The organism is Nonomuraea sp. NPDC051191 (genome assembly GCF_044455665.1).
Lineage (GTDB): Bacteria > Actinomycetota > Actinomycetes > Streptosporangiales > Streptosporangiaceae > Nonomuraea.
This window is the reverse complement of sequence record NZ_JBITEZ010000013.1, coordinates 147,742-172,030: the sequence shown is the minus strand read 5'-3', so window position 1 is coordinate 172,030 and position 24,289 is coordinate 147,742. Positions and strand designations below refer to the sequence as shown.

Sequence of the window (24,289 nt, the reverse complement as noted above, 5' to 3'; positions counted from 1 at the left end):
GCAACGAATGTCGCAAAGGTAACGATTGACCGGGACAGCCAATGGCATTGTTCGCCATTGGTACGCCTAGAGTTCCTTGTGTGGGTGCGGACGTGAAGATCTGTGAACGACTCGACGACGAAGAGGTCTCCCAGGTTCTCGGCATCGTCGAGGCGGCGACCGAGGCGGACGGTGTCCGTCCGCTCAACGAGCACGTGATGCTCCATCTCCGCTACGGCGGCGACCCCCGTGCCCGCTCGCTGCTGCTGCACAGCGGCGACGGCACGCCCGTGGCCTACGCGCACGTCGACCTGACCGACGAGGTCGAGGGGCCGAGCGCGGAACTGGTCGTCCATCCCGCCCACCGGCGTCAGGGACACGGCACGCGGCTGCTGCGGGCCGTACTGGAGCTGGCCGGCGGCACGGTGCGGCTGTGGGCGCACGGCGACCACGCGGGCGCCGGGGCGCTGGCCGCGTCGTTCGGCTTCGAGCGCGTGCGCTCGCTGTGGCAGATGCGCCGCTCGCTGTTCGCCCCCCTGTCGCCCTACACGCTTCCTGAAGGCGTGGAACTGCGCACGTTCGTCCCTGGACAGGACGAGCAGGCGTGGCTCACGGTGAACGCCGCCGCCTTCGCCCACCACCCCGAGCAGGGCGCCTGGACGCTCGACGACCTGCTCCGGCGCGAGCACGAGCCCTGGTTCGACCCCGAGGGCTTCTTCCTGGCCATGCGCGGCGACCGGCTCGCCGGCTTCCACTGGACCAAGATCCACGGCTCGTCCGAGCACGGGCACGAGCCGCTCGGCGAGGTCTACGTCGTGGGCGTCGACCCCTCCCAGCAGGGCACCGGCCTGGGCCGGGCACTCACCCTGGCCGGCCTCACCCACCTGCGCTCGCGCGGCCTCGCCCAGGCGATGCTCTACGTGGACGAGGCCAACACGGCGGCGATCAGGCTGTACGAGTCCCTGGGCTTCGCCCGCCGGGACGTGGACGTGATGTACGCGGGCGGATAGCCCCGCCCGCGCCGGGCGGGCCGCCCCTACTCCACCATCAGGTGGAGCACCGCGTAGGCCAGCGACGCCACGAGGGCCGCCGCCGGGATGGTGAGCACCCAGGCGGTCACGATGTTGCCGGCCACGCCCCACCGCACGGCGCTCAGCCGCTTGGTCGCGCCGACGCCCATGATCGCCGTGGTGATGGTGTGGGTGGTGGAGATCGGCGCGCCGAACCCGATCGCGGCACCGTACAGGACGGTGGCCGCGGCCGACTCGGCGGCGAACCCCTGGGGCGGGTCGAGCGCGATGATCCGCCGGCCGAGCGTGCGCATGATGCGCCAGCCACCGGCGTACGTGCCGAGCGAGATCGCACCGGCGGCGCTCAGGATGACCCACTGCGGGATCCCCTCGCCGGGGCTGGCGTACCCGCCGACCGTCAGCGCGAGGAAGATGACGCCCATCGTCTTCTGCGCGTCCTGCAGGCCGTGCCCGAGCGCCATGGCGGCGGCCGAGACGGTCTGCGCGTAGCGGAAGCCGCGGTTGGTCCTGCCCGGCTGGCTGTTGCGGAAGATCCAATAAATTGCGATCATGATCAACGCGGCGAGGCTGAACCCGATCAGCGGCGACAGGATCATCGGGATGACGACCTTCTCGACGACGCCGTCCCAGTGCACCACGCTGGCCGAGGCCAGTGCGGAGCCCACCAGACCGCCGATCAGCGCGTGGCTGGAGGAGGAGGGCAGCCCGAAGTACCAGGTGATCAGGTTCCAGGCGATCGCGCCGATGAGCGCCGCGGCCACGACGACCAGGCCGTGCGGACCGTTGGGAGCGTCGATGATCCCTTTTCCGACTGTCTGGGCGACCTGAGTGCCCAGGTGCGCGCCGATGAAGTTCATCGCCGCGGCCATGAACAGTGCGGCCCTGGGAGTGAGCGCCCGGGTCGAGACGGAGGTCGCGATGGCGTTCGCCGCGTCGTGGAACCCGTTGGTGTAGTCGAAGGCCAGGGAGATGACGACCACGCCGATGACGAGGGCGAGCGTGAGGTCCACTGGGCCTAGCTTTCCTTGACCGCGATCGACTCGACGGTGTTGGCCACGTGCTCGAAGGCGTCGGCGGCCTCCTCCAGGGCGTCGACGACCTCCTTCATCTTCATGACGGTGAGGGCGTCGTACTCGCCGCTGAACAGCTTGGCCAGCAGCCTGCGGTAGACCTGGTCACCCTGGTTCTCCAGGCGGTTGACCTCGATCCAGTACTCGTTGAGGTTCTTCATGGAACGCAGCCGGGGCATCGCCTCGGCGGTCAGCTCGGCGGCACGTTCCAGGACCTCGACCTGCCGGACCACGTCTTTGGGGAGGTGGTCGATCTGGTAGAGGACGATGAGGTCGGAGGCGGCCTCCATGGCGTCCATCACGTCGTCGAGGTTGGAGGCGAGGCGGTAGATGTCCTCGCGGTCGAACGGAGTGATGAAGCTCTCGTTGAGCCGGTTCATGATCGCATGGGTGCGTTCGTCACCGGCGTGCTCGCAGGCGCGCATCTTCTCGGCCAGGGCTTCCCTGTCCGATCCGTCACTGATGATCTCGACCAGCAGACGGGATGCCGTGACCAGGTTGTTCGCCGAGTCGGCGAACAGGTCGTAGTAGCTGTCCTCACGTGGCGTGAGACGCAGGCGCACGTCGTTCTCCAGATGTGCGGGGATGGTCCGTGGAAGAGGGTACGGGTTACCAGGCGAAATGCGAACTTCATGTTCTCTTCGCCTTCTGGCTACCCTGCGTATGTTGTGCGACACCGGGGTCCGGAGTAGTTTGGCCGCTTTTTGCAGGGAAATCTGGCCGCTGACATGGCCTGTTGGCGGGTGCACGAAGGGCTGATCCCGCCACGGCGTTTCCTAAATGTTCACCTGTTGTTCACTCAAATCTTCGTCCGGTGGAAGTTCCGGAACGACCGGGACGGCGTGGGGCCCCGCTGACCCTGATAGCGGGACTCGTACTTGGCCGACCCGTACGGGTGCTCGGCGGGCGAGCTGAGCCGGAACACGCACAACTGCCCGATCTTCATCCCGGGCCACAGCTTGATGGGCAACGTCGCCACGTTGGACAGCTCCAGGGTGACGTGCCCGCTGAACCCCGGATCGATGAAGCCGGCGGTCGAGTGCGTCAGCAGGCCGAGCCGTCCGAGCGAACTCTTCCCCTCCAGCCGCGAGGCCAGATCGTCGGGAAGCGAGATCACTTCGTAGGTGGAGGCCAGGACGAACTCCCCCGGATGCAGAATGAACGGCTCGTCACCGGACGGCTCGACCATCCGCGTGAGATCCGGCTGCTCGATGGAGGGGTCGATATGAGGGTACTTGTGGTTTTCGAAGACACGGAAATAGCGGTCGAGCCGTACGTCGATGCTGGACGGCTGGATCATGTCCTGCTGGAAGGGGTCCAGGGCGAGCCGGCCGGAGTCGATCTCAGCAAGGATGTCACGGTCAGATAGCAACACGGTGAGCCAACTTACCGTCCCGGCCGGAAAAGGTGGGGCGTTGGGTTTGCTGTTGGGGGGCAAGTTTCCGCTACAGTGGGGGACGCGCACTTCGGTTCGTGCGGGTGTAGTTCAATGGCAGAACATCAGCTTCCCAAGCTGACAGCGCGGGTTCGATTCCCGTCACCCGCTCCACCTCCTCAGCACTCCGCCTCTTCGAGGGCTCCCCCGGCAGACGCCACCCACCCGTTGCCCGGTTACCGGGTGGGGCTGCCGATGCCCACCCCTGACCGGCCTCGCTTCGCTCGGACTGCCTTCCTTGAGGCTTCGCCAGATGGCGAGGGGCTACCGCCCCTCGAACTCCCCACCGCGCGGCCTGCGTCCTCGCTTCCTCCACGAGCTTGCTCAGAGGTTGACGATGGGCCCGGCACGCTCCGTCGCAATGCCTTGTCGATCAATGCATGTAGTCCGCGAGAGTGGCCTGACTGCGCAGTGACCAGTCAGGTGCACCAAGCAGAGGGTCGCCGAGTCGGGACTCCGACGCACCCGACCAGGACCCACGGAAGCTACGCCCTGATCGGAAAGACGCCCATGAATGCTTGCATCCTGTAACCCGGATGCCGCCCACGGCCATCTCACCTGCGCATGGCCGTCGCGTACACCTGAGGAGGGCCTTTGCCCGAGTACCGGTTCAGCTCTCCCCCTGGATGGCCGGTTCCACCCAGCGGGTGGAAGCCGCCGCAGGGATGGCAGCCGGATCCGTCGTGGCCACCAGCTCCCGTCGACTGGGAGCACTGGGTCCTCGAGGAGATGCCCACAGGACCTCCGGACACACCGCAGCTGGCCGAACGCAGGAGCGGCGGCCTGTTCGGCAGCAAGAAGCGACTCGAACAGGAGAACGCCCAGCTACGGCAATGGGTGGAGCGCCTGGGCAACCCGACATCGACAGGCCCCCGGTAGCTTGGCGCCCGTGGAGGAAGAACATCCGGGCAGACAACCCGTGCAGTGGCCAGAGCGACGCAAGGACGTGCTCGAATCACTGCGAGCCCTGAGTGACCGCGATTACCAGGACCAACACTGGCGATCCGGGAAAGGACGGCCGGACCTCACCGCTGCCGTGCACTGGCTCATCGACGACACCTTCATCGACCAGCACGGCGCACGAGCCCTGATCCCCCATCTCTTCTTCGATCAACGAGAAGCCGACCTCGTGCAGACGGTGGTCGACGCCCTCTTGCACGTACTCGACGACCTCGGCCCAACCGCTCCGGACAACGCGTATCTCGACCATCCTGAATGGACCAACGTCCAGAACTCGGCTGGCGCCGCCTACCTCGCCTTGTCCTCCGACCAGCACGGCTCGAGCCGAAACTCCGCGCAACGCCCTTGCACATAGGAGCGTCAGGCGGGGGAGGTGCGCGCGGGCCGCAACAAATCTACAGTGGCGGAGCTTCACACCCTACGTACTGAGGTCTTCGCGTGGACAACCTGATCGGAATGCTGTATCAGACAATCCCCCTAACGCTGGGTGGAGTCATCTTCGTCACCTTGTTCTTGGCGTTTCGACGCACGCAGCGGCACGCCCACTATTTCCTGTGGCCGGCAGCCGCCTGGTTCCTGGCTGCGCTGGACGAGTGGTACATGAGTACCTACCAGCCGGAGATGAACATTCGAATCGACGCACTACCCTGCTTAGCGCTGATGGCCATCAGCACATTGACTTGCGTTCCGATGGCCTTCATTCGTCGGCGGGCGTAGTCAAATCGCACCACAGGCCCGGCAGGGCAGGATCGGCAAGCAGGCAGACAGACACACAGGCGGTGAAGCGGGTTGGTGATCGGGAGCTACCGGGAGCTGTTCTCCGCGCTCCGTAATCGGCCACTTATGTTTCTGCCTCGGGCGGATTTCACCAGCGTCGTTGCGTTTGTCGCAGGCTGTGATCAGGGAAACGCCGGCACCCTGCTCACCGGCTTCAGGGAATGGCTGGTGACCCGTGTCGGGTGTGGGGACAACCTGGTCTGGTGGAGCCTCGTTCTGCGTCTGACCGAGCCGGAGGGCCCGAAGAGCACGCGCGACATGGACGCCGACACTGACGTCCGCGCCGTCGAGACGCTGCTGCAATGCCTGGATGACTTTCTGGCATTAAGCGAGGAGCACGACGGACTGCGCAGGATCTACGCCGCTCACCAGGCATGGCGCGACGCTCGTGGCGAATCGCACGAGGCCCAGACGGTGTGTCTTGGACAGCTCGGTGATGGTGGCATCCGCGGAAGACTCCACTGCGGGAAGCTCCGGCGGAGGGTCCTCCACGCCGCCGGCGGGGATGCTCCTGCTCCCAGATGATCGCAGGGTTCGCTGTATGGGCCGTGGGTGGCGGAGGGGGAAGCCGGATCACCTCCGCCGCCATCGCCCTGGACGAGCCGAGCAGACCAGGGCCACGGGGACAAGGTCGTTCCTCCTGTCGGGGCTGCACGTTTGTCTCCGTGACCCCAGGTTCCCGCCGTCGTCCCAACGCGGGTGAACGATCGCGCTGTGGCTTGTCGCCGTACGGGGTTGAGGGCGATCGAAGGGCTGGGCTGCTTGACGTCGGCGAGTGGGCCGGGGCGTCTCATGGCCGCTCGGCGATCAGCAGAGCCCACCTGGCTCCCGGCGGCGCCTTCACCACCAGTTGGCGGGGCATCGCTTCCTGCCTGGGGAAACCGCCGACCTTCACCACATTGAATCCGGTCGAGCACTTGCGGGGGAATGATGAAGAATCGATCGAGAGCTCCAGCTGCCCGACAGCTCCGACGCAGTCGACGGCCACCTGGTAGTTGTTTCCCACCTTTACTGACGTCCGCCATTCGCCATCCTCCTCGCCGACGTGGTGCAGAATTATCCGTTGCTTCACCACCTCGGTCAGATCGGTTAAGAATGACCTCGGGCTCGCTAATCGTGACCCGGCGGGTTTGGCCGGCGTCCTCGTATCAGCGACACTGTGCATCGAGCAGCCTGCCGCGAGCGTCGCGGCCAAGACTGTTGCCGCGAATCTGTGTATCTGTTCTTTTCGAATTGTGCCCACCAGGTGATCGTATGAGCTCCGTCCCCAGCTCGCGTGCGCCGCCAGCGGAGGTGTATGCCGCCGTACGAAAGCAGCCCGCGATCGCCTTTTATGGGCTTGGCCTTCCGCCGTCTGGGGGTGCTCGACGATCTGGATTGCCGCCTGCCCGTACTTTCGGGCGCATCTCCGAACCCCTGGCGTGCCATCAGCCGGATTCACGATCACACCCTCGTCCCAGGAGCGTAGGCATGAGCGCCATGCACGACTACTACCGCGCACCCGATCGCGCCACAGCCACCTGGCGGCCGGGCCAGTTACGGGCACCGGCCAAGCCCCTACCGGACGCTCCAGTGTTCGATGTCGTGGAGACCAGGTGGATCGATCCCACTGGATGCCTCGGCGACCTCGTGGCCGCCATCAGAGAGGTCCCCTACTCCAACGACCTGGTCGAGACCATCACCTTGTACCCTCCGCCGGAAGGGGCGCCAAAGACCGAGGACGAATGGCTGGCGCTGCCGGAGGGCTCTCTCTACCACGACGGACCCGAGATCCAAGAACTGTCGATGAGCGCACGGGACACACTCGCCGAGGTCGATGACACCCGGCTACCCGAAGTGGCCCAGAAATGGCTGAATGAACATCCCTTCGGCCTCGACGATGAGCACGCGCTCGACCTGGTCAGAGAGCTCGTCGCGCTGGCGCGGAGAGCCAAGGAGAGCGACCAACTGCTCTACTGCTGGTGGATCCCCGGCTAGTCGACATCCCGAACAGTGGATCTGGAAACGCCCGGCAGGCCAAGATTCCTGTAATTCCCGGGGTGACAGCAGGATCGAGTGCTCTCATGGATGAGCATCAGGGCTCTGACGCACCCAACGAAAAGATGCGGCTCAGACGAGGCAACCTCCGAACCGCCTCCGTCGGATTTCGGGAACTCCACGAAAGCCCGTGGGATGGGGATCGCTCTGGTCCCTGTGGCCACGCCTTGCCATGGCGTCGTAGACGCCCTCCTGTTCGCCGGTGGCCTCTTCGTAGGCTCCGGCGGCCACGTAGCTCAACGCCTCCCACTCCGGCCACTCACCGGTCCACTCCCGCATGGAGCGCTCTGCCAGTCGTCGGACCTCGGGCACGTCGGCGAGATTGTCGGGATCGGTTACAACGAGGTCGAAGGTGTCGCGGCCGAGCCCGATCAGCCATGCCTGGAAGTACCAGAAGCCATCGGTGGAGCAGTCGCCTCCGAAGATCAGGTTGGCCGCTTCCCACATGTCGTAGGTGTCGGATCGTCGTCGTATCTGGTTGAGAAGGATCTGGAAGTCGACGATCCGGGACAGCGGACTCCGCGCAAGGTGGACGCCGAGCCACCGTAGGCGCTCATCAGGATCACTGGTCACCTCCCGGGACCGCTGAAGGAAGAGCCAGAACTCGTCGACGTCCATGACGCCGCATGGTGCCAGGCTCGGCTGACAACACGGTGTGGAGAAGTCGTGCACATGATGTGTGGGTGTGTCGGTAGATCTGGTCGCGTCTCGCCGGCAGCCACAAACTGCATCCATGCTTCCCGTGATGAAGGAGCCCCTCTGGGCCAAGTGGACAGTCATCATGGCGGTACTCGGATGGCTTGCGCTGACCGTCGCGTCCTACCTGTCGTTGCCGATGTTCCAGACGATCTGGTGGTTCAGCAAGCTGGTGACCACAGCGGCCTGGTTGTGGGCCGCTCTATGGTCCTTCACTGCGGTGATGGCCAACCTGTCGCTCAAGGCGCATGCCCGGTCCTTCGTCATGCTGACGATCACGGTGTTCCTGGGAGCGGTCATCTTCAGGGCCGACTGGCAGACCCTCTACATCGACAGTCAGTTCTGGCTGCACGGGGACGAGTTCGCCGCTCTTGTGGCGGAGAACGAGAACGGCCGACCACTCACGGTGCCATGGTGGATGGAGTACCTGTCGATGGATGGCCAGGTGCGGCAGCAAGGAGAAGTCCTTTACCTGCCGGTGTTCGAGGACTGGCGCGCGGAGAGCGGCCGCGGGATCGCCCATCTACCGGCCCCACCGACCCCGAAGACCATCGTCCAGACCGCCGCCGGTGACCTGGGCGTCCCCGTACGAGATCTGGGCGACGGCTGGTGGTGGGTGGAGTAGGTCAGACGCGGCAGTACGCCGCGAAGCGGTGCTTGTGGCTGCTACTTCTCCGTACCGTTGAGGGGCGCGGCCTGCGTCCTCGTCGGCCTTGCCCAGGGTTTGGCGATGGCCCGTCACGCTCCATCGCGACGCCTGGCCGATCAATGCTCGAAATCACTTCGCAGGTAGCCGTGGAAGAGCGAGAAGGAGCTGTATTTTGATCGTTCTTCCTGGTCGAGGAACAGGTAGCCGGCGCGCACGTGGCCGGAGAAGTGGTCGTTTCCAAGAAGGAAGGTCACGCCGTCCGGATCGTCGTCGTTCGTGCGCTCGATGTCCACCACGAGCCCGTCCGGCATCATCGCGGGCAGGTTGATCTGGCGCACATCCTGGAACAGCAGCTCGATGTGCGGCGTATTCGGTTCGAACTCCGTCCGTAGAACGAGCCCGCTGTGCGTGGGCACGTAGCTCCAGATCCGGAAACGGCGGTTCGGGAAGCGCAGGGGGAAGGAGAGCCGGCCCGGATAGCGTTCGTGACTCACAACGGAAGCGCACCACGTCCGGGAAAGCCGAAGCAAGAGTCACCGCGTGATCGACGCGATTCCAGGCTGACGGCGCAGGTTCGGTTCCTGTCGCTCGCTTCGAGAACGAGAAGCCAGGTCAAGGGGTGGTCCTCGACCCGGCTTCGATCGTTTCCACTGGCTCTCGTGGACGCCGACTCAGATCAGCTCTTGTTGCCGCTCTTCCAACTCGGGTCATCGATCGCGACGCATGGTCCGACCTGCCCCTTGATCATCGATCCCGTCAGTCGCCACAACGTGTTCTGCTTACGCGTCTCGTTGGTTTCCTTGTCGTTGCCGGCGAACTCCAGCACCAGCGTCTGGTCCTTGCCGATGTTCCGGGGATCGATGTCGAGGCCGCCGTCGCGCATGCGGGCGGCCGCGTCGGCGCCCGGTCCCAGGGCCGTCACCGCGCCCACCGTCTTCCCTCTGCCGGTCTTGCACTCCTTGCCGGGCGGGAGGTAGGTGATGTCGGCCGTGACGCCTGCCGCGCCCAGGTCCTGCTCCAGCTGGTCGGCGTCCTTGAACTCGTTGATCTCCACTCGCACTGTGCCGTCGGCGTTCGTGCTCACGGCGTACGCGGAGGTCTCCGTCCCCGTCAGCATGGGGACGGCGAACGCGGCCGCCGCGGCGAGGAGGCCCACCACGCCTCCTGCGTACAGTCGTCGGGTGACGCGGCGGTGTCGCTCGGTGCGGTCCGCGATCTCGGCCTTCAGTTCCATCAGCAGGTGCTCCTCGAATGTCATCCTGATGCTCCACTCATGACGAAGGGCAGGTTCCGCAATGTCCGGCGAGCGCGGTGCAGGCGTACCTTGGCGGCGCTCTGCCGAATACCGAGGGCGAGCGCTGCCTCCGTGACCGTGAGCTGGTCGATCACGACCAGCTCCAGTACCGCGCGCTCCCCCTGCGGCAACTCGGCCATGGCCTCGAACACCTGCCTGGCGTTCCGCTCCGCGTCTATGCGCTCCTCAAGCCTGGTGACGTCGTCGGTGGCCAGCGTGCGCCGCCCGCTCACCCGATCCGTCAGCTGGTACTGCTTGTACGCCCTCCGCCGCTCGGCGGAGATCGTCTTGCGTGCCACGCCATAAAGCCAGGCGATCTCGGAGCCCAGCTCGCCTCGGTAGGTGTGGGCCGAGTCGAGCACTGCCACGAACACCTCGGCCACCAGGTCGGCGACAGTGTGCGGGTCGTCTACGCGGCGGGCGAGGAATCGGGTGACCGCATCGACATTCCGCCGGTAGAAGGCCTCGAAGGCCACAGGATCTGTGGCGATCTTCGCCTGTTTACGACGCACCGGTCATGCTCCCTTCATCGATTCGCCCCTGCTTGGTGAGAACCGACAAAAGGGTTACATCCGCAGGTCAGACGTCCTCATGACCTACCGGCCTTCTCGTGGACAGCCTGAGTGCCACGAGACGCCCCTTCACGAGGAGCCTGCCCTCCGGATACTCAGTGAAGGTCCAGCACGCCGACCTTCTCGCCGCCGCTCTCCTCGCCGGTGAGCTGGAATCCGAGCTTCCGGTAGAAGTCTTCGGGGCCGCCTTCTCCCGGCTCCCACGTGACGAACATCTGGCCGCCACCGCGACGCCTGACTTCGGCGGCCACGGCTCTGACGGCGAATCGTCCGACGCCCTGTCCCTGCGCCTCGGCGGACACGTTGAGGCGCCACAGGCCTGACCGGAAGTCGACCCCCTTGCCATTCCAGTCGATGTCGAGGAAGGCCATGAGGAACCCGACGGGACGATCACCGTCCAGGATGAGGCGAGGCCAGGCCACCTGTGGCTGCACGTAGGCCTCTGCGAGGGAGTTCGCCACCGGCGAGACGAAACGCTCCTGGTCGGGCCGGACCTGCACAGCGATGGCCAGCTCAACGTTCGCCGGGGTGATCGGCGCCAGCCGTAGCGACTCGTTCATGGGAGAACCATAGGGGCGAGACCGTCATATCGGACGTCCCGGACATCGAGGGGCTCGGCGCGCGGGGTCAGCCGTGCAGCAGCTCCGTGAGCGGCCCGCGCACGTCGGCGGGGTACAGGTTCAGCTGCTCGAACTCGGCGGCGCTCGCCCATCTGAGCTCGAAGGTGTTGTCCGGCCCGTGTTCCAGCGCCTCCTCGCCGGAGAGCGAGGGAACGCCGTTGACGTCCCGCATGAGGAAGTAGAAGGCGGGCCGGTCGGCGTGGAGGCCGGTGAGGAGCAGCCGGTCGATCTCTCCGGTGAGGGTCGTCTCCTCGTGGAGTTCACGCACGGCCGCGCTCTCCGGCGACTCGCCGTCCTCCACGTGGCCCCCTGGAAGAAGCGCGTAGTGGTGCCCTGGACACTGCGCCTCCCGACGGCCGCGGGCCTCGCAGATGCCGCAGGTGACGCCTGGTTCGCGCCGGAAGAACCGCTTGATGACCAGGACTCGTGTGCCGTCGACGACCACGGCGACCGCTCTGGGGATCGGCATGAGACGGATCATACGATTCGGGCCGGCGGAGACGGGCGCGTTCAGGTGGGCAAGGTCGCGGCCAGGGGGGCGCCGATCTGGATGTCGAAGTACCCCACCAGATCGCCTCTGCCGAAGAAGTTCGTTCGCGCGTCGATGATCACGATGGTTCCGGCCACGATGCCGACGAAGCCCGTACCGGACCTCCGGGACTGTTCGATGCGCTCCGTGACCGGACGGCGGACCGCCTCGGCCAGGAAGGTGAGGCCGTGCGGGAACTCCTCGGTGAGGCGGTGTCGTTGCCGCCCGGACTTCAGCCGGCTGCCGATGCCGAACCGCGCCATGACGATCTGGTCGCCACGGAGGTTGACACGGAAGTCCCCGTTCGACTGAGGGCGGTTGCAGCTCGTCTGAGGAGGATAGAAGCAGTCGTAACCACCGGCCAGAAGATCGTCGACAGCCGAGCTCATCGTGGTCGCGTAGTGCTCGGACCCGAACGGCCAGCGGCGCAGGGAGGCGTCCCGGGAGGTGACGACGAGTCCGTCGAGCGGGTCGTAGCTGTAGACCGCGTACGTGTCCCGCCACCCTGTCCGGGGATCGTCGTCGTCCGGTCGCGGTATGGCGGTGCGGAGATCGCTGTCGAAGTCGTCGATCTCCTCCCGCACCTCGGTGCCGGGCCAGATCGCGGTCAGCGCCAGCGCGGCGGTGACGGCGATCGGGTTCCCCTCGTAGTCCGCCTGGGTGGTCGGGAACCACGCCCAGGCAAGCCGGTCATTGCGGTCGAGCAGGAAGTGCGCCGTCTGCGGGTGGACCGTGCCCTCCTCGTTACGCCGCCCGATCCGGCACCACACGGCACGCCCGTCCGCATTGGCACGGACCTGTGCGCAGAACCAGCCGACCTCCCTCAACGGCCTGGTGAGAGCCCAGGCCGTACCGCTGGCCCGGACCGGCTCGGCCTGCGAGTTCTCACTCGCCGCGTCGTGCTCGTAGACACCGGCGGGCGGCAGCGACGGCGACTCGTCCGATCCGGTGCAGCCCGTCAGCGCGAGCGGTCCGAGGCACGTGATCAGGAGAACGAGGACGAGCGCTCGATGTCGGCGTACGGACGCGGAGAACGGTCGGAACACGGAGTTCATCGAAGCCCCTGATCCCGAAGTACGCAATTCGACCATCACGCACGGCGGTCCTGGTCTCAGGTGAAGTCCACATAGCGGGTCGGGCCCTTGGTCGGAGACCTCGACGGCGACGTCCTGGCCGGTGGCGCGCACCCGGACGGTGACGGGCCGCGCGCCCTTCCTCCTGCGGGGACGGAGGGAGGGTTGGTGGGACCTCGGGCCGGCCCCGGCGCGGGGCTACGCTGGGCGCATGGGTCATGCGAAGACGTCGTTCGTCTGCCTGCCGTGCCGTGCCTCGTACAAGCAGCCTTATCCGCTTCCTGGCGACAAGGGCCGGTCGTGCCCGCGGTGCGGCGAGTCGCTGATCCATGTGGGTTCCGCCTTCGCGGCGCCGCGAAGGCGCGACACCGCGGCCTGGCGGGTGCTCTCGCTGTTGCTGCACGCGGGCGTCGGGTTCCACAAGAGTTGTTGCGGCGGGCCCGGCTACCGGCCGCGCACGCTCGGCGAGGCTCGCGCGCGGATGGCACACGCACGGGCCGCCGGGGAGCCGTTCGCCACGGCCCTGGTACGCCGCGAGCTGCCTTGACGACGGCGTCCGGACACCTGCGTGAGAGCGGAGACAGCTGAATGAGCATCGACGTCCGGGCGCTGCTGCCCTTCGCCGAGCGGGCCGCGACGATCGCCGGCGAGATCATCACGACCAGGGCCCCCGGCGTCGTCACCGCCAAGGGCGACCGCGACATGGCCACCGAGGTCGACTTCGCCGTCGAGCACGCCGTACGGGAGTTCCTGTCGCGCGAGACGCCCGAGGTGGGCTTCCTCGGCGAGGAGGAGGGCGCCGGCCGGGCGGGCGAGGGCCTGACGTGGGTGCTGGACCCTGTGGACGGCACGGCGAACTTCCTCCACGGCATCCCCCTGTGCGGCGTCTCCCTGGGCCTGATCGACGGGGACCTTCCCGTGCTCGGCGTCATCGGGCTGCCGTTCCTGAACGTCCGCTACTCGGCCGCCGAAGGCGTCGGGGCGACGGCCGACGGATCGCCCATCCAGGTCAGCGGCGCCCGGAACCTGCGGGACGCCATCGTCGCCATGGGCGACTACGCGGTGGGCGAGGACGCACCGGAACGGAACCGGCCCCGATTCGCCCTCACCGAGGAACTGGCCGCTCGCGTCCAGCGCGTCAGGATGCTCGGCTCAGCCGCGATCGACCTCGCCTGGGTGGCCGACGGCAAGGTCGACGCCAACATCATGCTCAGCAACAACCCGTGGGACACCGCGGCGGGCGTCGTCATCGCCCGCGAGGCCGGAGCCCTGGTGGTCGACCTGGACGGCAGCCCCCACACCATGAGCTCCCAGGCGACGATCGCGGTGAGCCCCGCCCTCGCCGCCGACCTCCTGAAGCTGCTCAGCACCGCCCTTCTCCACGGCGGGACTTCCGAATAGGTCCAGCTTCAGCCGCCTGCCCGGGCCCCGTGTTGCGCGTACAGCGCGCCGAGTCGCCGGCCGATCTCCTCACGCACCGGGTCGTGTCGCGGGCCGAGGGCGAACCGCTGGTCGGTCCAGCTGTCGGGCGGATACAGCCAGACCGGCCGGCCGACCAGGTGGGCCGGTTCCCATTCGTAGCGCGGCCAGACGTGAGCGTGCAGGAAAGGGTCGGTGTTGCCGAGGATCTCCAGGTTCACCCGCCGGAACGCCGGGTCCAGCGCGCCGCAGGCCCGCTCGACCGCCTCGCCGAGCAGCTCCATGTCCGACAGGAACGCCATCCGCCTGGCCCGGGGCAGGTCGGACAGTCGTTGCACGCCGGGCTCGTCCGTCAGGAGAACCGAGTATCCCGGCAGGAACTGGGTGTCGCCGATCACGGCGAAACCGGCGTCCAGCCGCCTGAGCACCGTGGGATTCCCGCCCGCCAAGGCGCTGCCGATCCTGTCCTGCCGCCATTCACCACTCATGCCGCCCGACCCTACAAGTGAACGATCAAGAGCCGCTCGGGCGGAAGCGGGCCCCGGGTCTCCTACGGCACGACGATGGAGCCGCTCCACTGCGTTCCGGCGTCCGAGTAGACCGAGGCCAGTTCGCCGTCGAAGTACGGTGAGAAGCTCCTGTCGTAGCGCAGGTCGAGGTCGGTGTCGGCGACGCTGATGGTGATCGTGTTGAGGTAGCCCGCGCGGCTGCTCTTGTCGTAGCGCAACAGCCAGGAGGAGCCGAGGGAGCCTTCACCGGCGAACGTGGAGTCCACGGTGTTGAGCTCCTCGGCCTTCAGGGCGGGTGCGCGTGCGACGGACATGCGTCCCTTGTAGCTTTCGAGCGTGTCGCCCGTTCGCGGGTGTGTGCCGTCGGGATGGGCGCCGGCCGGGAAGCCGAAGATGTCGACCGAGGAATCGCGTGGCTGGTTCCAGGCCAGGCCCTGTGCGCCCACCTTGTCGACCAGCCTTCCGGTGTCGACCAGCCCGCCCGAAGAGGAGGGGACGACGCCGTTGTACACGGTGACGAAGGTGTAATCTCGGTCGTAGTCGTTGTACGACGAGAAATCGTAGTGAGTGAAGGCCGTCTTTCCGACGTAGAGGCCCGAGGGGGCCGTGCCGGCGGAGTACCCGGGGATGAAGACCCACTTGTCGAGGCCGCCGCCGGGTCCTTGTGTGTCGTACGCGCAGTGGCCGGCGGTGGCCACGAGGTTGCGGTACTGCGACTGTACGGCCGTGCCGGTGCACCAGTGCGGCTGGCCGTCGGCGCCGACGAAGAAGACCTTGCCCGTGCCGGCGGGCCCGTCGCCGGTGCCCCCGGCGTCGTCGGGTGGGAGTACCGGCGGGACGACGCCGGCTTTGCCGTCGGCGCTGTAAGGCCCGCCGAGAATGACCTTGTCGATGACGGTCTGGACACTGTAGGGGGTGGCGTTCGTCAGGTTGGCGCCGCTGTCGCCCAGCCAGAACTCGGCTACTTCGACGGCGGACGTCTGCGTGGTGGCCAGGAGATAGAAGTCCGTGCTGGCCGACGCGGCAACCGGCGCGGCCATGAGGCCGGAGGTCAGGAGGCCGACGGCTAACACGCCCAGTGTTGTCTTCATCTTGCCCTCTCCACTACTTAGGGGGCGACTTTTCGAACATACGATCGCCACCGAGGGCTGACGTTACCTGCCGGCCCCATGATGATCAACGCTTTTAACAGCGGGCTGTCAAAACTCCGCCGGAAGTAGGGACGCTCGTCAGGGTGTGTCCTGGAGGTGGGAGAGCATTGTGCGGGCCGGGTGGCCGAGGATGTGCTCCAGGTCGGGGGTCTGTCGTTCCAGGGAGCCGGCGCGGATCTGGGCGTTCAGCCAGGCCATCGGGCCGGGAGCGGCGTCGGGGACCTCGCGGTAGGGCACGCCCAGCGCCTCGGCGACCTCCGGATGGGTCCACAGCGGTCCGGTGAAGTCGTAGGCGCGGCCCTCGTGGCCTTCGCCGGTCAGCACGTTGGCCGCCGCCTCTGCCAGGTCGGACCGGAACGCGGTGTTCAGTCCGCGCCCTCCGGCGCTGCCCGTCAGCTCGCCGTCCGAGACCCTGGGGACGAACGCGTCGCCGTAGAACGGGTGGCGCAGGATCGTGTACGGCAGTCCGCTGCGCAGGAGGGCCTGCTCGGTGGCGTGGTGTGCCTCGGTCATGCCGGTGGCGACGGTGTCGGCGTCCAGGAAGCTGGTGTAGACGACGGCGCCGACGCCCACGTCCACGGCGGCGGCGAGGGCGGCCAGGTGGTGGCCGATCCTGCGTCCGGGGTCGAGCTCCGGCGAGGAGATCAGCAGCAGCCGGTCGGCCCCCTCGAACGCCGTACGCAGGCCCGCCGGGTCGTCGTAGTCCCCGCGCCGCGCCGGTACGCCCTCTGGCGCGCGGGCGGGGTCGCGGACGGCGGCGACGACGTCCGCCCTGGTACGCAGCCGGTCGACGACCAGCCGGCCGAGCGCGCCCGATGCGGCCGAGATCACGATCATGGAGCTCCCTCCGAGCAGGACAAGTGATCAAAGTGAACTGCCGGCACGCGACATGACGCCACTGCTTTTCGACGGGTCCGCGGACGACAGGCTCCAGCAAGGCATTCCTGGAGAAGGCTCCCGGCCCGGCACGGGTTAGCGTGATCGTGGACCCCTGGAGAGAACATGGACGAGCTCATCACGTACGGCAAATGGGCGTCGGTACGCGGCTCGCTCAAGACGACCGCCGACCGGTTCGCGAAGCTGATCTCCATCGTCGATCCCCAGGCCATGGCGACGAGGGAGTGGACGGTCGCCGAGACCGCGGCCCACGTCACCGCGATCGCCTCGCTCTACACCTCCGTGGTGCGCGGCGACGTGGCCTCGCCGTTCCCGGAGCTGGCGGAGGCGATACTCCAGGCCAACGTCGACACGGTCAGCGCGTTGAACGAGCTGGCGTTCGGGCATTTCGCCGAGCGTGACCCGCTCGTCCTGGCCGAGCGGCTGCGCGCCGACGTCCGGGAGATCCTGAGCGCCGGCGCGGAGGTCGATCCGGCGACGCCGGTCCCGTGGCTGGGCGACGCGCGGGTGCCCGTCGCGGGCGTGCTGGCCCACCTGCTGAACGAGCTGCTGCTGCACGGCTGGGACGTCGCCCGCGCGACCCGTACCCCCTGGTCGGTGCCCGCGCGGGACGCCGGCCTGTTCTTTGACCTGTTCCTCATCGGGATGATCAGGAACGACTACGGACGCCTGATGGACACCGGCTCGCCCGCCCCGCCCCGCCGGATCACCGTCGGGTTCCACTCCGCGCACACCGCGCCGGCGGCGCTGGTGCTCGACCGCGGACGGGTGTCGGTGGCGGAGGCGGGGGCGCGGGTGGACGCGCACGTGGGGTTCGACCCGGCGGCGCTGAACCTTTTACTGTTCGGCCGGATGTCCAGGACGCGGGCCGCGCTCACGGGCAAAGTGGCGGTCTGGGGGCGGCGTCCGTGGCTGCTGCCGGCCTTTCTGCGGTTCGTACGCCTGCCCACGACGACCGCGCCACGCGCACGTGTCGAGTCCATACAGGTGTGAACGCCACAAAGTATTCACGCAGTGGGCGCATACTGGAAGAGATGAAGCGAGCCAGCGGCGATTCTCGTCGTCACCTGCCCACAAGTCCCTTCAAACCGCCGCCTCCGGCGCCACCCGCCGAGCAGTTCGACATGAACGACCGGGTGAGCCATGACCGATACGGCCTCGGTGTCGTCATCGGGGTGGAGGACGATGTCGCCGTTCTGGTCGACTTCGGATCCCGGCAGGAGAGGATCACTACGCCGTTCAACAAGCTGTACAAACTCTGACAACCGGTCCGGACGCCCGTGTGCCATGACGGCCGCATGGGCGGGACCCGTCGTCGTGACATCCACCACACCAAGCAGGGCCGCGGTCTCGCGGCCGTGCTCGTCATGGTGCCCGTCATGGTGCCCGTCGTCATGAGCACCATCGGGCTCATGGCTCATGGGGTCACGATGGCGAAGTCGCGGCCCGGTGAGTCGAGCACGGCGACCAGCCGCTGCAGCGCCGTGATGTCACCCTCACGCTCCACCCCCTCCACGCCCTTCCCCGCCAGCAGGCCGAGAAGCTGCGCCCGGGTCAGGCGGAGCGTCAGGTCCACGGGCTCCTCGGGCGGGTTCAGCCGCTGGACGAGCACGCCGTTCGACAGGGTGGTGCGGTGCAGCTCCCCCAGGTCCGTCAGGTGCCAGTCGATCGACAGGCTCTCGTGCCACGCCTTGGGGCCGTCCACGCGGATGGCGAGCGAGTCGAAGATCTGTTCCACGGTCAGGGCCGCGAGCAGGTCGGGCGCGGTGGTGGTGACCGGGGTGGGCACGATGCCGTCGGTCAGTTCCATGGCCCCCGTCAGGTACGAGTTCCGCCAGGTCCCGTTCTCCGCGCCCTGGCCGAGCCGGGTGTAGACCTCGGCCAGCAGGTCCCTGGCCGCCTTGTTGCCCTCGTCGGCGAAGACGGCGTGGTTCAGGAGCTGGACCGCGAAGCGCAGGTCGTTCTCCTCGACGTACCTGCGGGCGAAGGCGACGACGGCCGCGCCGCCGCCCATGCACTCGACGTACCGGATCGCGCTCTCCCTGGGCGGGTGCTCCCAGAGGTGGGCGGGGTTGCCGTCGTACCAGCCGAGGTAGCGCTGGTAGACGGCCTTGACGTTGTGGCTGACCGAGCCGTAGTAGCCGTGGGTGTGCCAGACCTGCTCCAGCGCGGGCGGCACGCGCATCTGCTCGGCGATCTCGGCGCCGGTCAGGCCCTTGTTGAGCAGGCGGAGGGTCTGGTCGTGCAGGTAGGCGTACAGGTCTCGCTGTTCCTGGAGGAACCGGACGATGTTGGCCTTTCCCCAGGTGGGCCAGTGGTGGGAGGCGAAGGCGACGTCGGCCCGGTCGGCGAGCAGCGTGAGGGTCTCCGACAGGTAGCGGGCCCATATGCGGGCGTCGCGCACCTGGGCGCCGCGCAGCGTGAGGATGTTGTGCAGGTTGTGGGTGGCGTTCTCGGCCAGGCAGAGGGCGCCGCGGTCGGGGAACAGGAAGTTCATCTCGGCGGGGGCCTCGGTGCCGGGGGTGAGCTGGAAGACGAACCGCACGCCGTCGACGATCTCCTCCTGGCCGGTGCGGCTGACGTCCAGGGTGGGCGGGATGAGGGACGTGGTGCCGGTGGAGGAGGTCATGCCGAGGCCGCAGCCGATCTGGCCGTCCGGGGCGTGGGGCAGGGTGAGGCCGAACATGTAGCAGGCGCGGCGGTTCATGGCGGGGCCGGCGTAGACGTTCTCGGAGACCGCGTGGTCCATGAAACCGGCGGGGGCCAGGATCGGCACGTTCCCGTCGGTGACGCCGCGTACGCCGCCGAAGTGATCGATGTGGCTGTGGGTGTAGACGATCCCGGTGACCGGGCGGTCGCCGCGGTGGCGGCGGTAGAGCGCGAGCGCGATGGCGGCGCACTCGGTGGAGACCAGCGGGTCGATGACGATGACGCCGGTGTCGCCCTCGACCAGGGTCATGTTCGACAGGTCCAGGCCGCGTACCTGGTAGATGCCGTCGGCGACCTCGTACAGGCCCTGCTTGGCGCAGAGCTGGCTCTGCCGCCACAGGCTGGGGTGAGCCGTCTCGGGGCATTCGGCGTTGAGGAAGGCATAGGAGTCGTTGTCCCAGACGACCTGGCCGTTCCTCGACTTGACCACGGCGGGGGTCAGCTTCGCGATGAAGCCGCGATCCGCATCCTCGAAGTCGCCCGTGTCATGAAATGGAAGGTCTGCCATGTCTGCTCGCATGCCCCTGAATGGACGCTCGTAGCTCAATAACCAGCCCCAATAGCATGAAACTCGGGCAATAAGGGCAGGAGACGTCGGCGCAGCGGCTCGGACGGTGTGATTGGGTGGATCCAGTCTGATCTCTTGGGGGTGGCCATGGAAGCGTGCGTGTTCGACCTCGACGGCGTGCTCGTCGACTCCGAGCCCGTCTGGGAGCAGGTGCGGCGCGCCTTCGTCGCCGACCACGGCGGCACCTGGCAGCCCGACACGCAGTCCAGGCTGATGGGCATGAGCACCGGCGAGTGGGCGGCCTACCTGCACGAGCTGGGGGTGCGCCTGACGCCCGACGAGATCGCCGAGGGCGTGGTCGACCAGATGGCCGAGCGCTACCAGGACGGCGTGCCGCTGCTGCCGGGCGCCCGCGAGGCCGTTCGCCGGCTGGCCGCACGGTTCACGCTCGGCCTGGCCAGCTCGTCGCCCCGGCGGCTGATCGACGTGGTGCTGGACGCGTCCGAGCTGCGCGAGTACTTCGTCACCACGGTCTCCACCGAGGAGGTCGCGCGTGGCAAGCCCGCCCCCGACGGCTACCTGGAGGCGGCCAGGCGGCTGGAGATCTACCCGAAGGACTGCGTGGCGGTCGAGGACTCCAGCAACGGGCTGCGTTCGGCGCACGCGGCCGGCATGCGGGTGATCGCCGTGCCGCATCCCGGCTACCCGCCCGACGACGACGCCCTCGCCCTCGCCTGGCAGGTCCTCCCCGACCTCGACGCACTCACGGTGGAGGCGCTGGCGTGACCACCGGTGGCATGATCGTCCGCCCCCGGACGATGGCCGATCTGGACGCCTGCGCCGCGGCCCTGAGGCTGGTCCACAACGCCGACCGCTACCCCGTCGACTGGCCGGCCGACCCCCACGGCTGGCTGACCCCGCAGGGCCTCCTGAGCGCCTGGGTGGCGGTCACGGAGGACCGGGTGCTCGGCCACGTCGGCCTGGCCGACACCCCCGAGGGCCCGGAGGTCACCCGGCTCTTCGTCGCGCCCGCCGCCCGGGGCCGCGGGCTGGCCCCCCTCCTGCTGGACACCGCGCGGAAGGCCGCCGACGGGCCCGTCCTGCTGGAGGTCTCCGACGAGGGCCGGGCGGCCGTCGCGCTCTACGAGCGGCTGGGCTGGCGTCGCGTCGGCAGCACCCGCGCGCGATGGCTCAACGCCGCGGGCGAACCCGCCCTGCTCCACCACTACGTCAGCCCGTGAAGCTATCCTTTGGAAATCGTGCGAGACATCACGGTTTTCAGTGGCAGCGCCCACCCCGAGTTGGCCGAGGAGATCTGCTCCCACCTCGGCACCCCGCTCCACCCCGTCAAGGTCGCCCGCTTCGCCAACGACGCGCTTGAGGTGCAGCTCCAGGCCAACTGCCGCGAGCGCGACGTGTTCCTCATCCAGCCTCTCGTGCCGCCGACCCAGGAGAACCTGGTCGAGCTGCTGCTCATGATCGACGCGGCCCGCGGCGCGTCCGCGGCCAGGACGACCGTCGTCCTGCCGCACTACGCCTACGCCCGGTCGGACAAGAAGGACGCGCCACGCATCTCCATCGGCGGCCGGCTGGTCGCCGACCTGATGGTGGCCGCGGGCGCGAACCGGGTGCTGGCCATGACGCTGCACTCGCCGCAGGTCCACGGCTTCTTCAGCGTGCCCGTCGACCACCTGCACGCGCTGCGCGAGCTGGCCGCGCACTTCCGCCGCTACGACCTGTCGAACACCGTCGTCGTCTCCCCCGACCTGGGCAACGCCAAGGAGGCCGCGCACTTCGCCCGGCTGCTCGGCACCGGCGTCGCGATGGGCGCCAAGCAGCGTTTCCCCGACGACCGCGTGGTGATCAGCTCGGTCATCGGCGAGGTCGCGGGCAAGGACGTGATCATCCTGGACGACGAGATCGCCAAGGGCAGCACGGTCATCGAGCTGCTGGGACGGCTGCGCGAGCAGGGCGTCAACTCCGTCCGCCTGGCGTGCACGCACGGGCTGTTCGCGGGCGGGGCGATCGAGCGGCTGAGCGCGTTCCCCGAGGTCATGGAGATCGTCTGCACGAACACCGTGCCGCCGCCCAAGCCGAGTGACAAGCTGACCGTGCTGTCGATCGCCCCCGCGCTGGCCGAGGCCATGCGCCGGATCCACGACGGCGAGTCGGTGAGCGCTCTGTTCAGCACGTCCTGACGGCTCGCCCGGTGATCTTCCGGGACGGCCGGGAATGGATCATAGTGGACATCATGCATGCGGCCACAGACGTCCTGCTCCGGCGGTTCCGTGACGGCGTGGGGGAGGTCGTGCCCCTGGTTTCGCTGTGGGCGCACGGCTCGCTCGGCGCCGGCGACTACCAGCCGGGGCGCAGCGACCTCGACCTGATCGCGGTCGTCGAGACGCCGGTCACGATGGAGCAGTGGCGCCGGATCAAGGCGCTGCACCGGGGACTCGACCTGCCGCTCGCGGACCTGCTCCACTGTTCCTACCTGCCGGTGGAGGAGCTGGCGGACCCGCGGGTCGAGCACGTGACATGGGCCCACGAGGAGATCTTCCGCCGCCCGGTGACGGCGGTGACCCGCCGCGAGCTGCACACGGCTCCCCTCGTGCTGCACGGGCCGCCGCCCGCCGAGCTGCTGCCGTCCGTCTCCGACGCCGTCCTGGCCGACTTCGTCCGTACGGACCTGCGTGAGTTCTGGCTGGACAAGACCAGAGGGCGCCGGCGCTGGCTGCGGGAGGTCTGGGTGGACCTCGGCCTGCTGACCGTCGCCAGGGCGTCGGTCACGCTGCGGGAGGGCCGGTTGATCACCAAGCGGGAGGCCCTCGACGTGCTGGCCGGGATGGGCGCGCCGGAGGTCGTGCTGGCCGACGTGCGCGCGCGCCGCTACGACACCCCGCGTCCCGTGCTGAGCCGCTTCAGAAGGGGCACGCTGACCCGGGCCTTCGTCAGGTCCGCCATCGGGAAGGTGCTGGCGGAAGGCCACGAAGGGAGCTGAGCGCACCCCCGTCTCAGTGGGCAGGACGGCGGCCCCCGGCGGATCGCCGAGGGATAGTCTTGGCCCCGAGCTACCACCTGAACCGGGGAAAGGGCGGCATATGGGGGAGATCAGGCAGTCCTATCTGGTGGCCGCGGCGTCGGCGATGTCGCTGCTGCGCGACCCGGCCGTACGGGCGGCGTGGGAGAAGCCGAGCGCGCTGACCGAGTTCAGCGTCGCGGGCCTGGCCGGGCACCTGGCCCACCAGATCGTCAGGGTCGTCGACGTGCTCGACACCGGCGAGGAGCCCGGGGAGCCGATCCCGCTCATCGAGCACTACACGAGGTCGCCGTGGGTGCAGGCCGGCCTCGACCACGAGAGCAACGTCAGCATCCGGCGGGGCGGCCAGGCGGCCGCCGCGGACGGGCACGCCACGCTGGTCGACCACACGCAGGCGCTGCTGGACCGCCTCCTCGTCGAGCTGCCCGCCGAGCCGGCGGACCGGGTCGTGCGGCTGCCGTGGGCGGGCTGGTCGCTGCTGCTCGACGACTTCCTGCTCACCAGGGTGATGGAGCTGGTCGTGCACTCCGACGACCTGGCCGCCAGCGTGGGCATCGAGACGCCGGAGCTGCCGCCGGCGATCATCGAGCCCGTCGTGGAGCTGCTGGCCCGCCTGGCGGTGCACCGGCACGGCGCGACGGCGGTCATCCGCACCCTCAGCAGGGCCGAACGCGCGCCTGCCACGATAAGCGCCTTCTGACCTTCCCCCACGGGCCGTCCTACGACCCGCCGCCCACCATGCGCAGCGCCTCGGCCACCTCGCGCCCCGACAACGCGCTGTCCGGGTCGAGCAGCCACTGCGCCAGGAACCCCGTCAGCATGGCCTGGTAGAGCGAGCCCACCAGCCGGGCCCGCTCCGGGTCGCTCTCGGCCCGCACGTCCTGGAACAGCTCGGCGAGCCCCACGCGCGCGTCCGTGATCGCCGAGGCGAGCCGCTCCCGCACCTCGGGCAGGTGATCGATCTGCCCGAGCAGCTCAAGCTGGGTGATCCAGAGCGGCCGCAGCCGGTCGAACGACTCCACCACCCGGTCCCACGCCCCCGCGAACCGCTCCAGCGGCGACGCGCCCTCCTTGACGTCGGCGGCGAGCGTCAGCGCCAGGTCGTCGCCCCATTCCTTCATCACCTCGAACAGCGCCTCGTTCATCAGCGCGTCCTTGGACCTGAAGTGGTAGCCGATGCCCGCGAGGCTCACGCCCGACGCGTTGGCGATGTCGCGCGCGGTGGTACGCGAGTAGCCCTTCTCGATCAGGCAGCGCTTCGCCCCGGCCATCAGGTCTTCCCTGTTTCCCATGCCCAGACCGTAGCACAGGCGTCTGAAAAATCCGTCCTAGACAAG

General features: G+C 68.2%; 32 protein-coding genes and 1 tRNA gene. 16 read left to right on the top strand and 17 right to left on the bottom strand.

From position 1 onward, the window contains the following. The first annotated feature begins 80 nt into the window (after positions 1 to 80). Positions 81 to 989 carry a mycothiol synthase gene (mshD, locus tag ACIA8R_RS34930; protein WP_397042142.1) on the top strand — a complete coding sequence of 303 codons (909 nt, stop codon included), beginning with the start codon at positions 81 to 83 and terminating at the stop codon, positions 987 to 989. Positions 990 to 1,015: 26 nt separating this feature from the next. Here mshD and ACIA8R_RS34925 read toward each other — a convergent pair whose 3' ends face one another. From ACIA8R_RS34925 to dcd, 3 genes are all read right to left on the bottom strand, one after another. Then, positions 1,016 to 2,020, bottom strand: coding sequence for an inorganic phosphate transporter (locus tag ACIA8R_RS34925; RefSeq protein ID WP_357706157.1), 1,005 nt, complete (start codon positions 2,018 to 2,020; stop codon positions 1,016 to 1,018). A 5-nt stretch (positions 2,021 to 2,025) separates the two neighbouring features. After that, positions 2,026 to 2,643: a DUF47 domain-containing protein gene (locus tag ACIA8R_RS34920; protein ID WP_106243913.1), complete on the bottom strand. Its 618-nt coding sequence runs from the start codon at positions 2,641 to 2,643 to the stop codon at positions 2,026 to 2,028. 236 nt (positions 2,644 to 2,879) lie between these two features. Continuing rightward, complete coding sequence (dcd, locus tag ACIA8R_RS34915) at positions 2,880 to 3,455, bottom strand: dCTP deaminase (protein WP_357706156.1); 576 nt, start codon at positions 3,453 to 3,455, stop codon at positions 2,880 to 2,882. Between the two features lie 100 nt (positions 3,456 to 3,555). Between dcd and ACIA8R_RS34910 the strand changes: the two genes are divergently transcribed. The 5 genes from ACIA8R_RS34910 to ACIA8R_RS34890 all read left to right on the top strand — a co-directional run bounded on the left by ACIA8R_RS34910 (position 3,556) and on the right by ACIA8R_RS34890 (position 5,777). Continuing rightward, positions 3,556 to 3,629, top strand: a tRNA-Gly gene (locus ACIA8R_RS34910). Between the two features lie 615 nt (positions 3,630 to 4,244). Beyond that, on the top strand, positions 4,245 to 4,394 hold the full coding sequence (locus tag ACIA8R_RS34905; protein WP_397042141.1) for a hypothetical protein: 150 nt from the start codon (positions 4,245 to 4,247) through the stop codon (positions 4,392 to 4,394). Positions 4,395 to 4,404: 10 nt separating this feature from the next. Then, the gene (locus ACIA8R_RS34900; RefSeq protein WP_397042140.1) at positions 4,405 to 4,830 is read left to right on the top strand and encodes a hypothetical protein; all 426 of its coding nucleotides are present in this window, start codon (positions 4,405 to 4,407) and stop codon (positions 4,828 to 4,830) included. 83 nt (positions 4,831 to 4,913) lie between these two features. After that, a complete protein-coding gene (locus tag ACIA8R_RS34895; RefSeq protein WP_397042139.1) occupies positions 4,914 to 5,192 on the top strand; it encodes a hypothetical protein in 279 nt (92 codons plus the stop codon). 75 nt (positions 5,193 to 5,267) lie between these two features. Then, entirely contained in the window at positions 5,268 to 5,777 is a 510-nt protein-coding gene (locus ACIA8R_RS34890) for a hypothetical protein (RefSeq protein WP_397042138.1), read from the top strand. 265 nt (positions 5,778 to 6,042) lie between these two features. On the opposite strand, the gene ACIA8R_RS34885 is transcribed toward ACIA8R_RS34890, so the two are convergent. Continuing rightward, the gene (locus ACIA8R_RS34885) at positions 6,043 to 6,495 is read right to left on the bottom strand and encodes a hypothetical protein (protein ID WP_397042137.1); all 453 of its coding nucleotides are present in this window, start codon (positions 6,493 to 6,495) and stop codon (positions 6,043 to 6,045) included. Between the two features lie 227 nt (positions 6,496 to 6,722). Between ACIA8R_RS34885 and ACIA8R_RS34880 the strand changes: the two genes are divergently transcribed. Beyond that, complete coding sequence (locus tag ACIA8R_RS34880) at positions 6,723 to 7,229, top strand: hypothetical protein (RefSeq protein WP_397042136.1); 507 nt, start codon at positions 6,723 to 6,725, stop codon at positions 7,227 to 7,229. 132 nt (positions 7,230 to 7,361) lie between these two features. Here ACIA8R_RS34880 and ACIA8R_RS34875 read toward each other — a convergent pair whose 3' ends face one another. Further along, positions 7,362 to 7,907: a DUF4240 domain-containing protein gene (locus ACIA8R_RS34875; protein WP_397042135.1), complete on the bottom strand. Its 546-nt coding sequence runs from the start codon at positions 7,905 to 7,907 to the stop codon at positions 7,362 to 7,364. Between the two features lie 127 nt (positions 7,908 to 8,034). Between ACIA8R_RS34875 and ACIA8R_RS34870 the strand changes: the two genes are divergently transcribed. Then, on the top strand, positions 8,035 to 8,610 hold the full coding sequence (locus ACIA8R_RS34870; protein ID WP_397042134.1) for a hypothetical protein: 576 nt from the start codon (positions 8,035 to 8,037) through the stop codon (positions 8,608 to 8,610). 140 nt (positions 8,611 to 8,750) lie between these two features. On the opposite strand, the gene ACIA8R_RS34865 is transcribed toward ACIA8R_RS34870, so the two are convergent. The 6 genes from ACIA8R_RS34865 to ACIA8R_RS34840 all read right to left on the bottom strand — a co-directional run bounded on the left by ACIA8R_RS34865 (position 8,751) and on the right by ACIA8R_RS34840 (position 12,695). Continuing rightward, a complete protein-coding gene (locus ACIA8R_RS34865; RefSeq protein ID WP_364102391.1) occupies positions 8,751 to 9,128 on the bottom strand; it encodes a hypothetical protein in 378 nt (125 codons plus the stop codon). A gap of 182 nt (positions 9,129 to 9,310) precedes the next feature. Further along, positions 9,311 to 9,892 (bottom strand): hypothetical protein, encoded by a 582-nt coding sequence (locus ACIA8R_RS34860; protein WP_364102388.1) that lies wholly within the window; start codon positions 9,890 to 9,892, stop codon positions 9,311 to 9,313. After that, positions 9,889 to 10,440 carry a sigma-70 family RNA polymerase sigma factor gene (locus ACIA8R_RS34855; RefSeq protein ID WP_357706421.1) on the bottom strand — a complete coding sequence of 184 codons (552 nt, stop codon included), beginning with the start codon at positions 10,438 to 10,440 and terminating at the stop codon, positions 9,889 to 9,891. Before ACIA8R_RS34855 ends, ACIA8R_RS34860 begins: the two co-directional genes overlap by 4 nt. Positions 10,441 to 10,595: 155 nt before the next feature. Further along, positions 10,596 to 11,060: a GNAT family N-acetyltransferase gene (locus tag ACIA8R_RS34850; protein WP_397042133.1), complete on the bottom strand. Its 465-nt coding sequence runs from the start codon at positions 11,058 to 11,060 to the stop codon at positions 10,596 to 10,598. Positions 11,061 to 11,127: 67 nt separating this feature from the next. Then, the gene (locus ACIA8R_RS34845) at positions 11,128 to 11,589 is read right to left on the bottom strand and encodes an NUDIX domain-containing protein (protein ID WP_357706417.1); all 462 of its coding nucleotides are present in this window, start codon (positions 11,587 to 11,589) and stop codon (positions 11,128 to 11,130) included. 41 nt (positions 11,590 to 11,630) lie between these two features. Next, positions 11,631 to 12,695: a hypothetical protein gene (locus ACIA8R_RS34840; protein WP_397042132.1), complete on the bottom strand. Its 1,065-nt coding sequence runs from the start codon at positions 12,693 to 12,695 to the stop codon at positions 11,631 to 11,633. 238 nt (positions 12,696 to 12,933) lie between these two features. Between ACIA8R_RS34840 and ACIA8R_RS34835 the strand changes: the two genes are divergently transcribed. Beyond that, entirely contained in the window at positions 12,934 to 13,269 is a 336-nt protein-coding gene (locus tag ACIA8R_RS34835) for a hypothetical protein (RefSeq protein ID WP_357706412.1), read from the top strand. A gap of 41 nt (positions 13,270 to 13,310) precedes the next feature. Continuing rightward, positions 13,311 to 14,123 carry an inositol monophosphatase family protein gene (locus ACIA8R_RS34830; protein ID WP_364102375.1) on the top strand — a complete coding sequence of 271 codons (813 nt, stop codon included), beginning with the start codon at positions 13,311 to 13,313 and terminating at the stop codon, positions 14,121 to 14,123. Positions 14,124 to 14,131: 8 nt separating this feature from the next. Here the strand turns inward: ACIA8R_RS34830 and ACIA8R_RS34825 are convergent, their stop codons facing one another. From ACIA8R_RS34825 to ACIA8R_RS34815, 3 genes are all read right to left on the bottom strand, one after another. Continuing rightward, entirely contained in the window at positions 14,132 to 14,629 is a 498-nt protein-coding gene (locus tag ACIA8R_RS34825) for a diadenosine tetraphosphate hydrolase (protein WP_364102372.1), read from the bottom strand. A gap of 62 nt (positions 14,630 to 14,691) precedes the next feature. Then, positions 14,692 to 15,741: a trypsin-like serine peptidase gene (locus ACIA8R_RS34820; protein ID WP_397042131.1), complete on the bottom strand. Its 1,050-nt coding sequence runs from the start codon at positions 15,739 to 15,741 to the stop codon at positions 14,692 to 14,694. 138 nt (positions 15,742 to 15,879) lie between these two features. Continuing rightward, positions 15,880 to 16,638 (bottom strand): NAD(P)H-binding protein, encoded by a 759-nt coding sequence (locus ACIA8R_RS34815; RefSeq protein ID WP_364102366.1) that lies wholly within the window; start codon positions 16,636 to 16,638, stop codon positions 15,880 to 15,882. Between the two features lie 165 nt (positions 16,639 to 16,803). On the opposite strand from ACIA8R_RS34815, the gene ACIA8R_RS34810 reads away from it, so the two are divergent. Beyond that, a complete protein-coding gene (locus tag ACIA8R_RS34810; RefSeq protein ID WP_397042130.1) occupies positions 16,804 to 17,691 on the top strand; it encodes a maleylpyruvate isomerase N-terminal domain-containing protein in 888 nt (295 codons plus the stop codon). A gap of 14 nt (positions 17,692 to 17,705) precedes the next feature. On the opposite strand, the gene ACIA8R_RS34805 is transcribed toward ACIA8R_RS34810, so the two are convergent. Together ACIA8R_RS34805 and ACIA8R_RS34800 are read right to left on the bottom strand one after the other, a co-directional pair. Beyond that, positions 17,706 to 18,119: a hypothetical protein gene (locus tag ACIA8R_RS34805; RefSeq protein WP_364102360.1), complete on the bottom strand. Its 414-nt coding sequence runs from the start codon at positions 18,117 to 18,119 to the stop codon at positions 17,706 to 17,708. Further along, complete coding sequence (locus tag ACIA8R_RS34800; RefSeq protein ID WP_397042129.1) at positions 18,116 to 19,915, bottom strand: alkyl/aryl-sulfatase; 1,800 nt, start codon at positions 19,913 to 19,915, stop codon at positions 18,116 to 18,118. Before ACIA8R_RS34800 ends, ACIA8R_RS34805 begins: the two co-directional genes overlap by 4 nt. A gap of 159 nt (positions 19,916 to 20,074) precedes the next feature. On the opposite strand from ACIA8R_RS34800, the gene ACIA8R_RS34795 reads away from it, so the two are divergent. The 5 genes from ACIA8R_RS34795 to ACIA8R_RS34775 all read left to right on the top strand — a co-directional run bounded on the left by ACIA8R_RS34795 (position 20,075) and on the right by ACIA8R_RS34775 (position 23,652). Then, entirely contained in the window at positions 20,075 to 20,701 is a 627-nt protein-coding gene (locus ACIA8R_RS34795) for an HAD family phosphatase (protein WP_357706396.1), read from the top strand. Continuing rightward, positions 20,698 to 21,156, top strand: a complete 459-nt coding sequence (locus ACIA8R_RS34790) for a GNAT family N-acetyltransferase (RefSeq protein ID WP_397042128.1) — start codon at positions 20,698 to 20,700, stop codon at positions 21,154 to 21,156. The genes ACIA8R_RS34795 and ACIA8R_RS34790 overlap by 4 nt, the downstream gene beginning before the upstream one ends. Positions 21,157 to 21,174: 18 nt before the next feature. Next, a complete protein-coding gene (locus ACIA8R_RS34785) occupies positions 21,175 to 22,113 on the top strand; it encodes a ribose-phosphate pyrophosphokinase (protein ID WP_357706392.1) in 939 nt (312 codons plus the stop codon). A 53-nt stretch (positions 22,114 to 22,166) separates the two neighbouring features. Then, on the top strand, positions 22,167 to 22,913 hold the full coding sequence (locus ACIA8R_RS34780; protein WP_397042127.1) for a nucleotidyltransferase domain-containing protein: 747 nt from the start codon (positions 22,167 to 22,169) through the stop codon (positions 22,911 to 22,913). A gap of 100 nt (positions 22,914 to 23,013) precedes the next feature. Beyond that, positions 23,014 to 23,652, top strand: a complete 639-nt coding sequence (locus tag ACIA8R_RS34775; protein ID WP_364102345.1) for a maleylpyruvate isomerase N-terminal domain-containing protein — start codon at positions 23,014 to 23,016, stop codon at positions 23,650 to 23,652. A gap of 19 nt (positions 23,653 to 23,671) precedes the next feature. Here the strand turns inward: ACIA8R_RS34775 and ACIA8R_RS34770 are convergent, their stop codons facing one another. After that, a complete protein-coding gene (locus ACIA8R_RS34770; RefSeq protein WP_397042126.1) occupies positions 23,672 to 24,244 on the bottom strand; it encodes a TetR/AcrR family transcriptional regulator in 573 nt (190 codons plus the stop codon). Positions 24,245 to 24,289 lie beyond the last annotated feature (45 nt).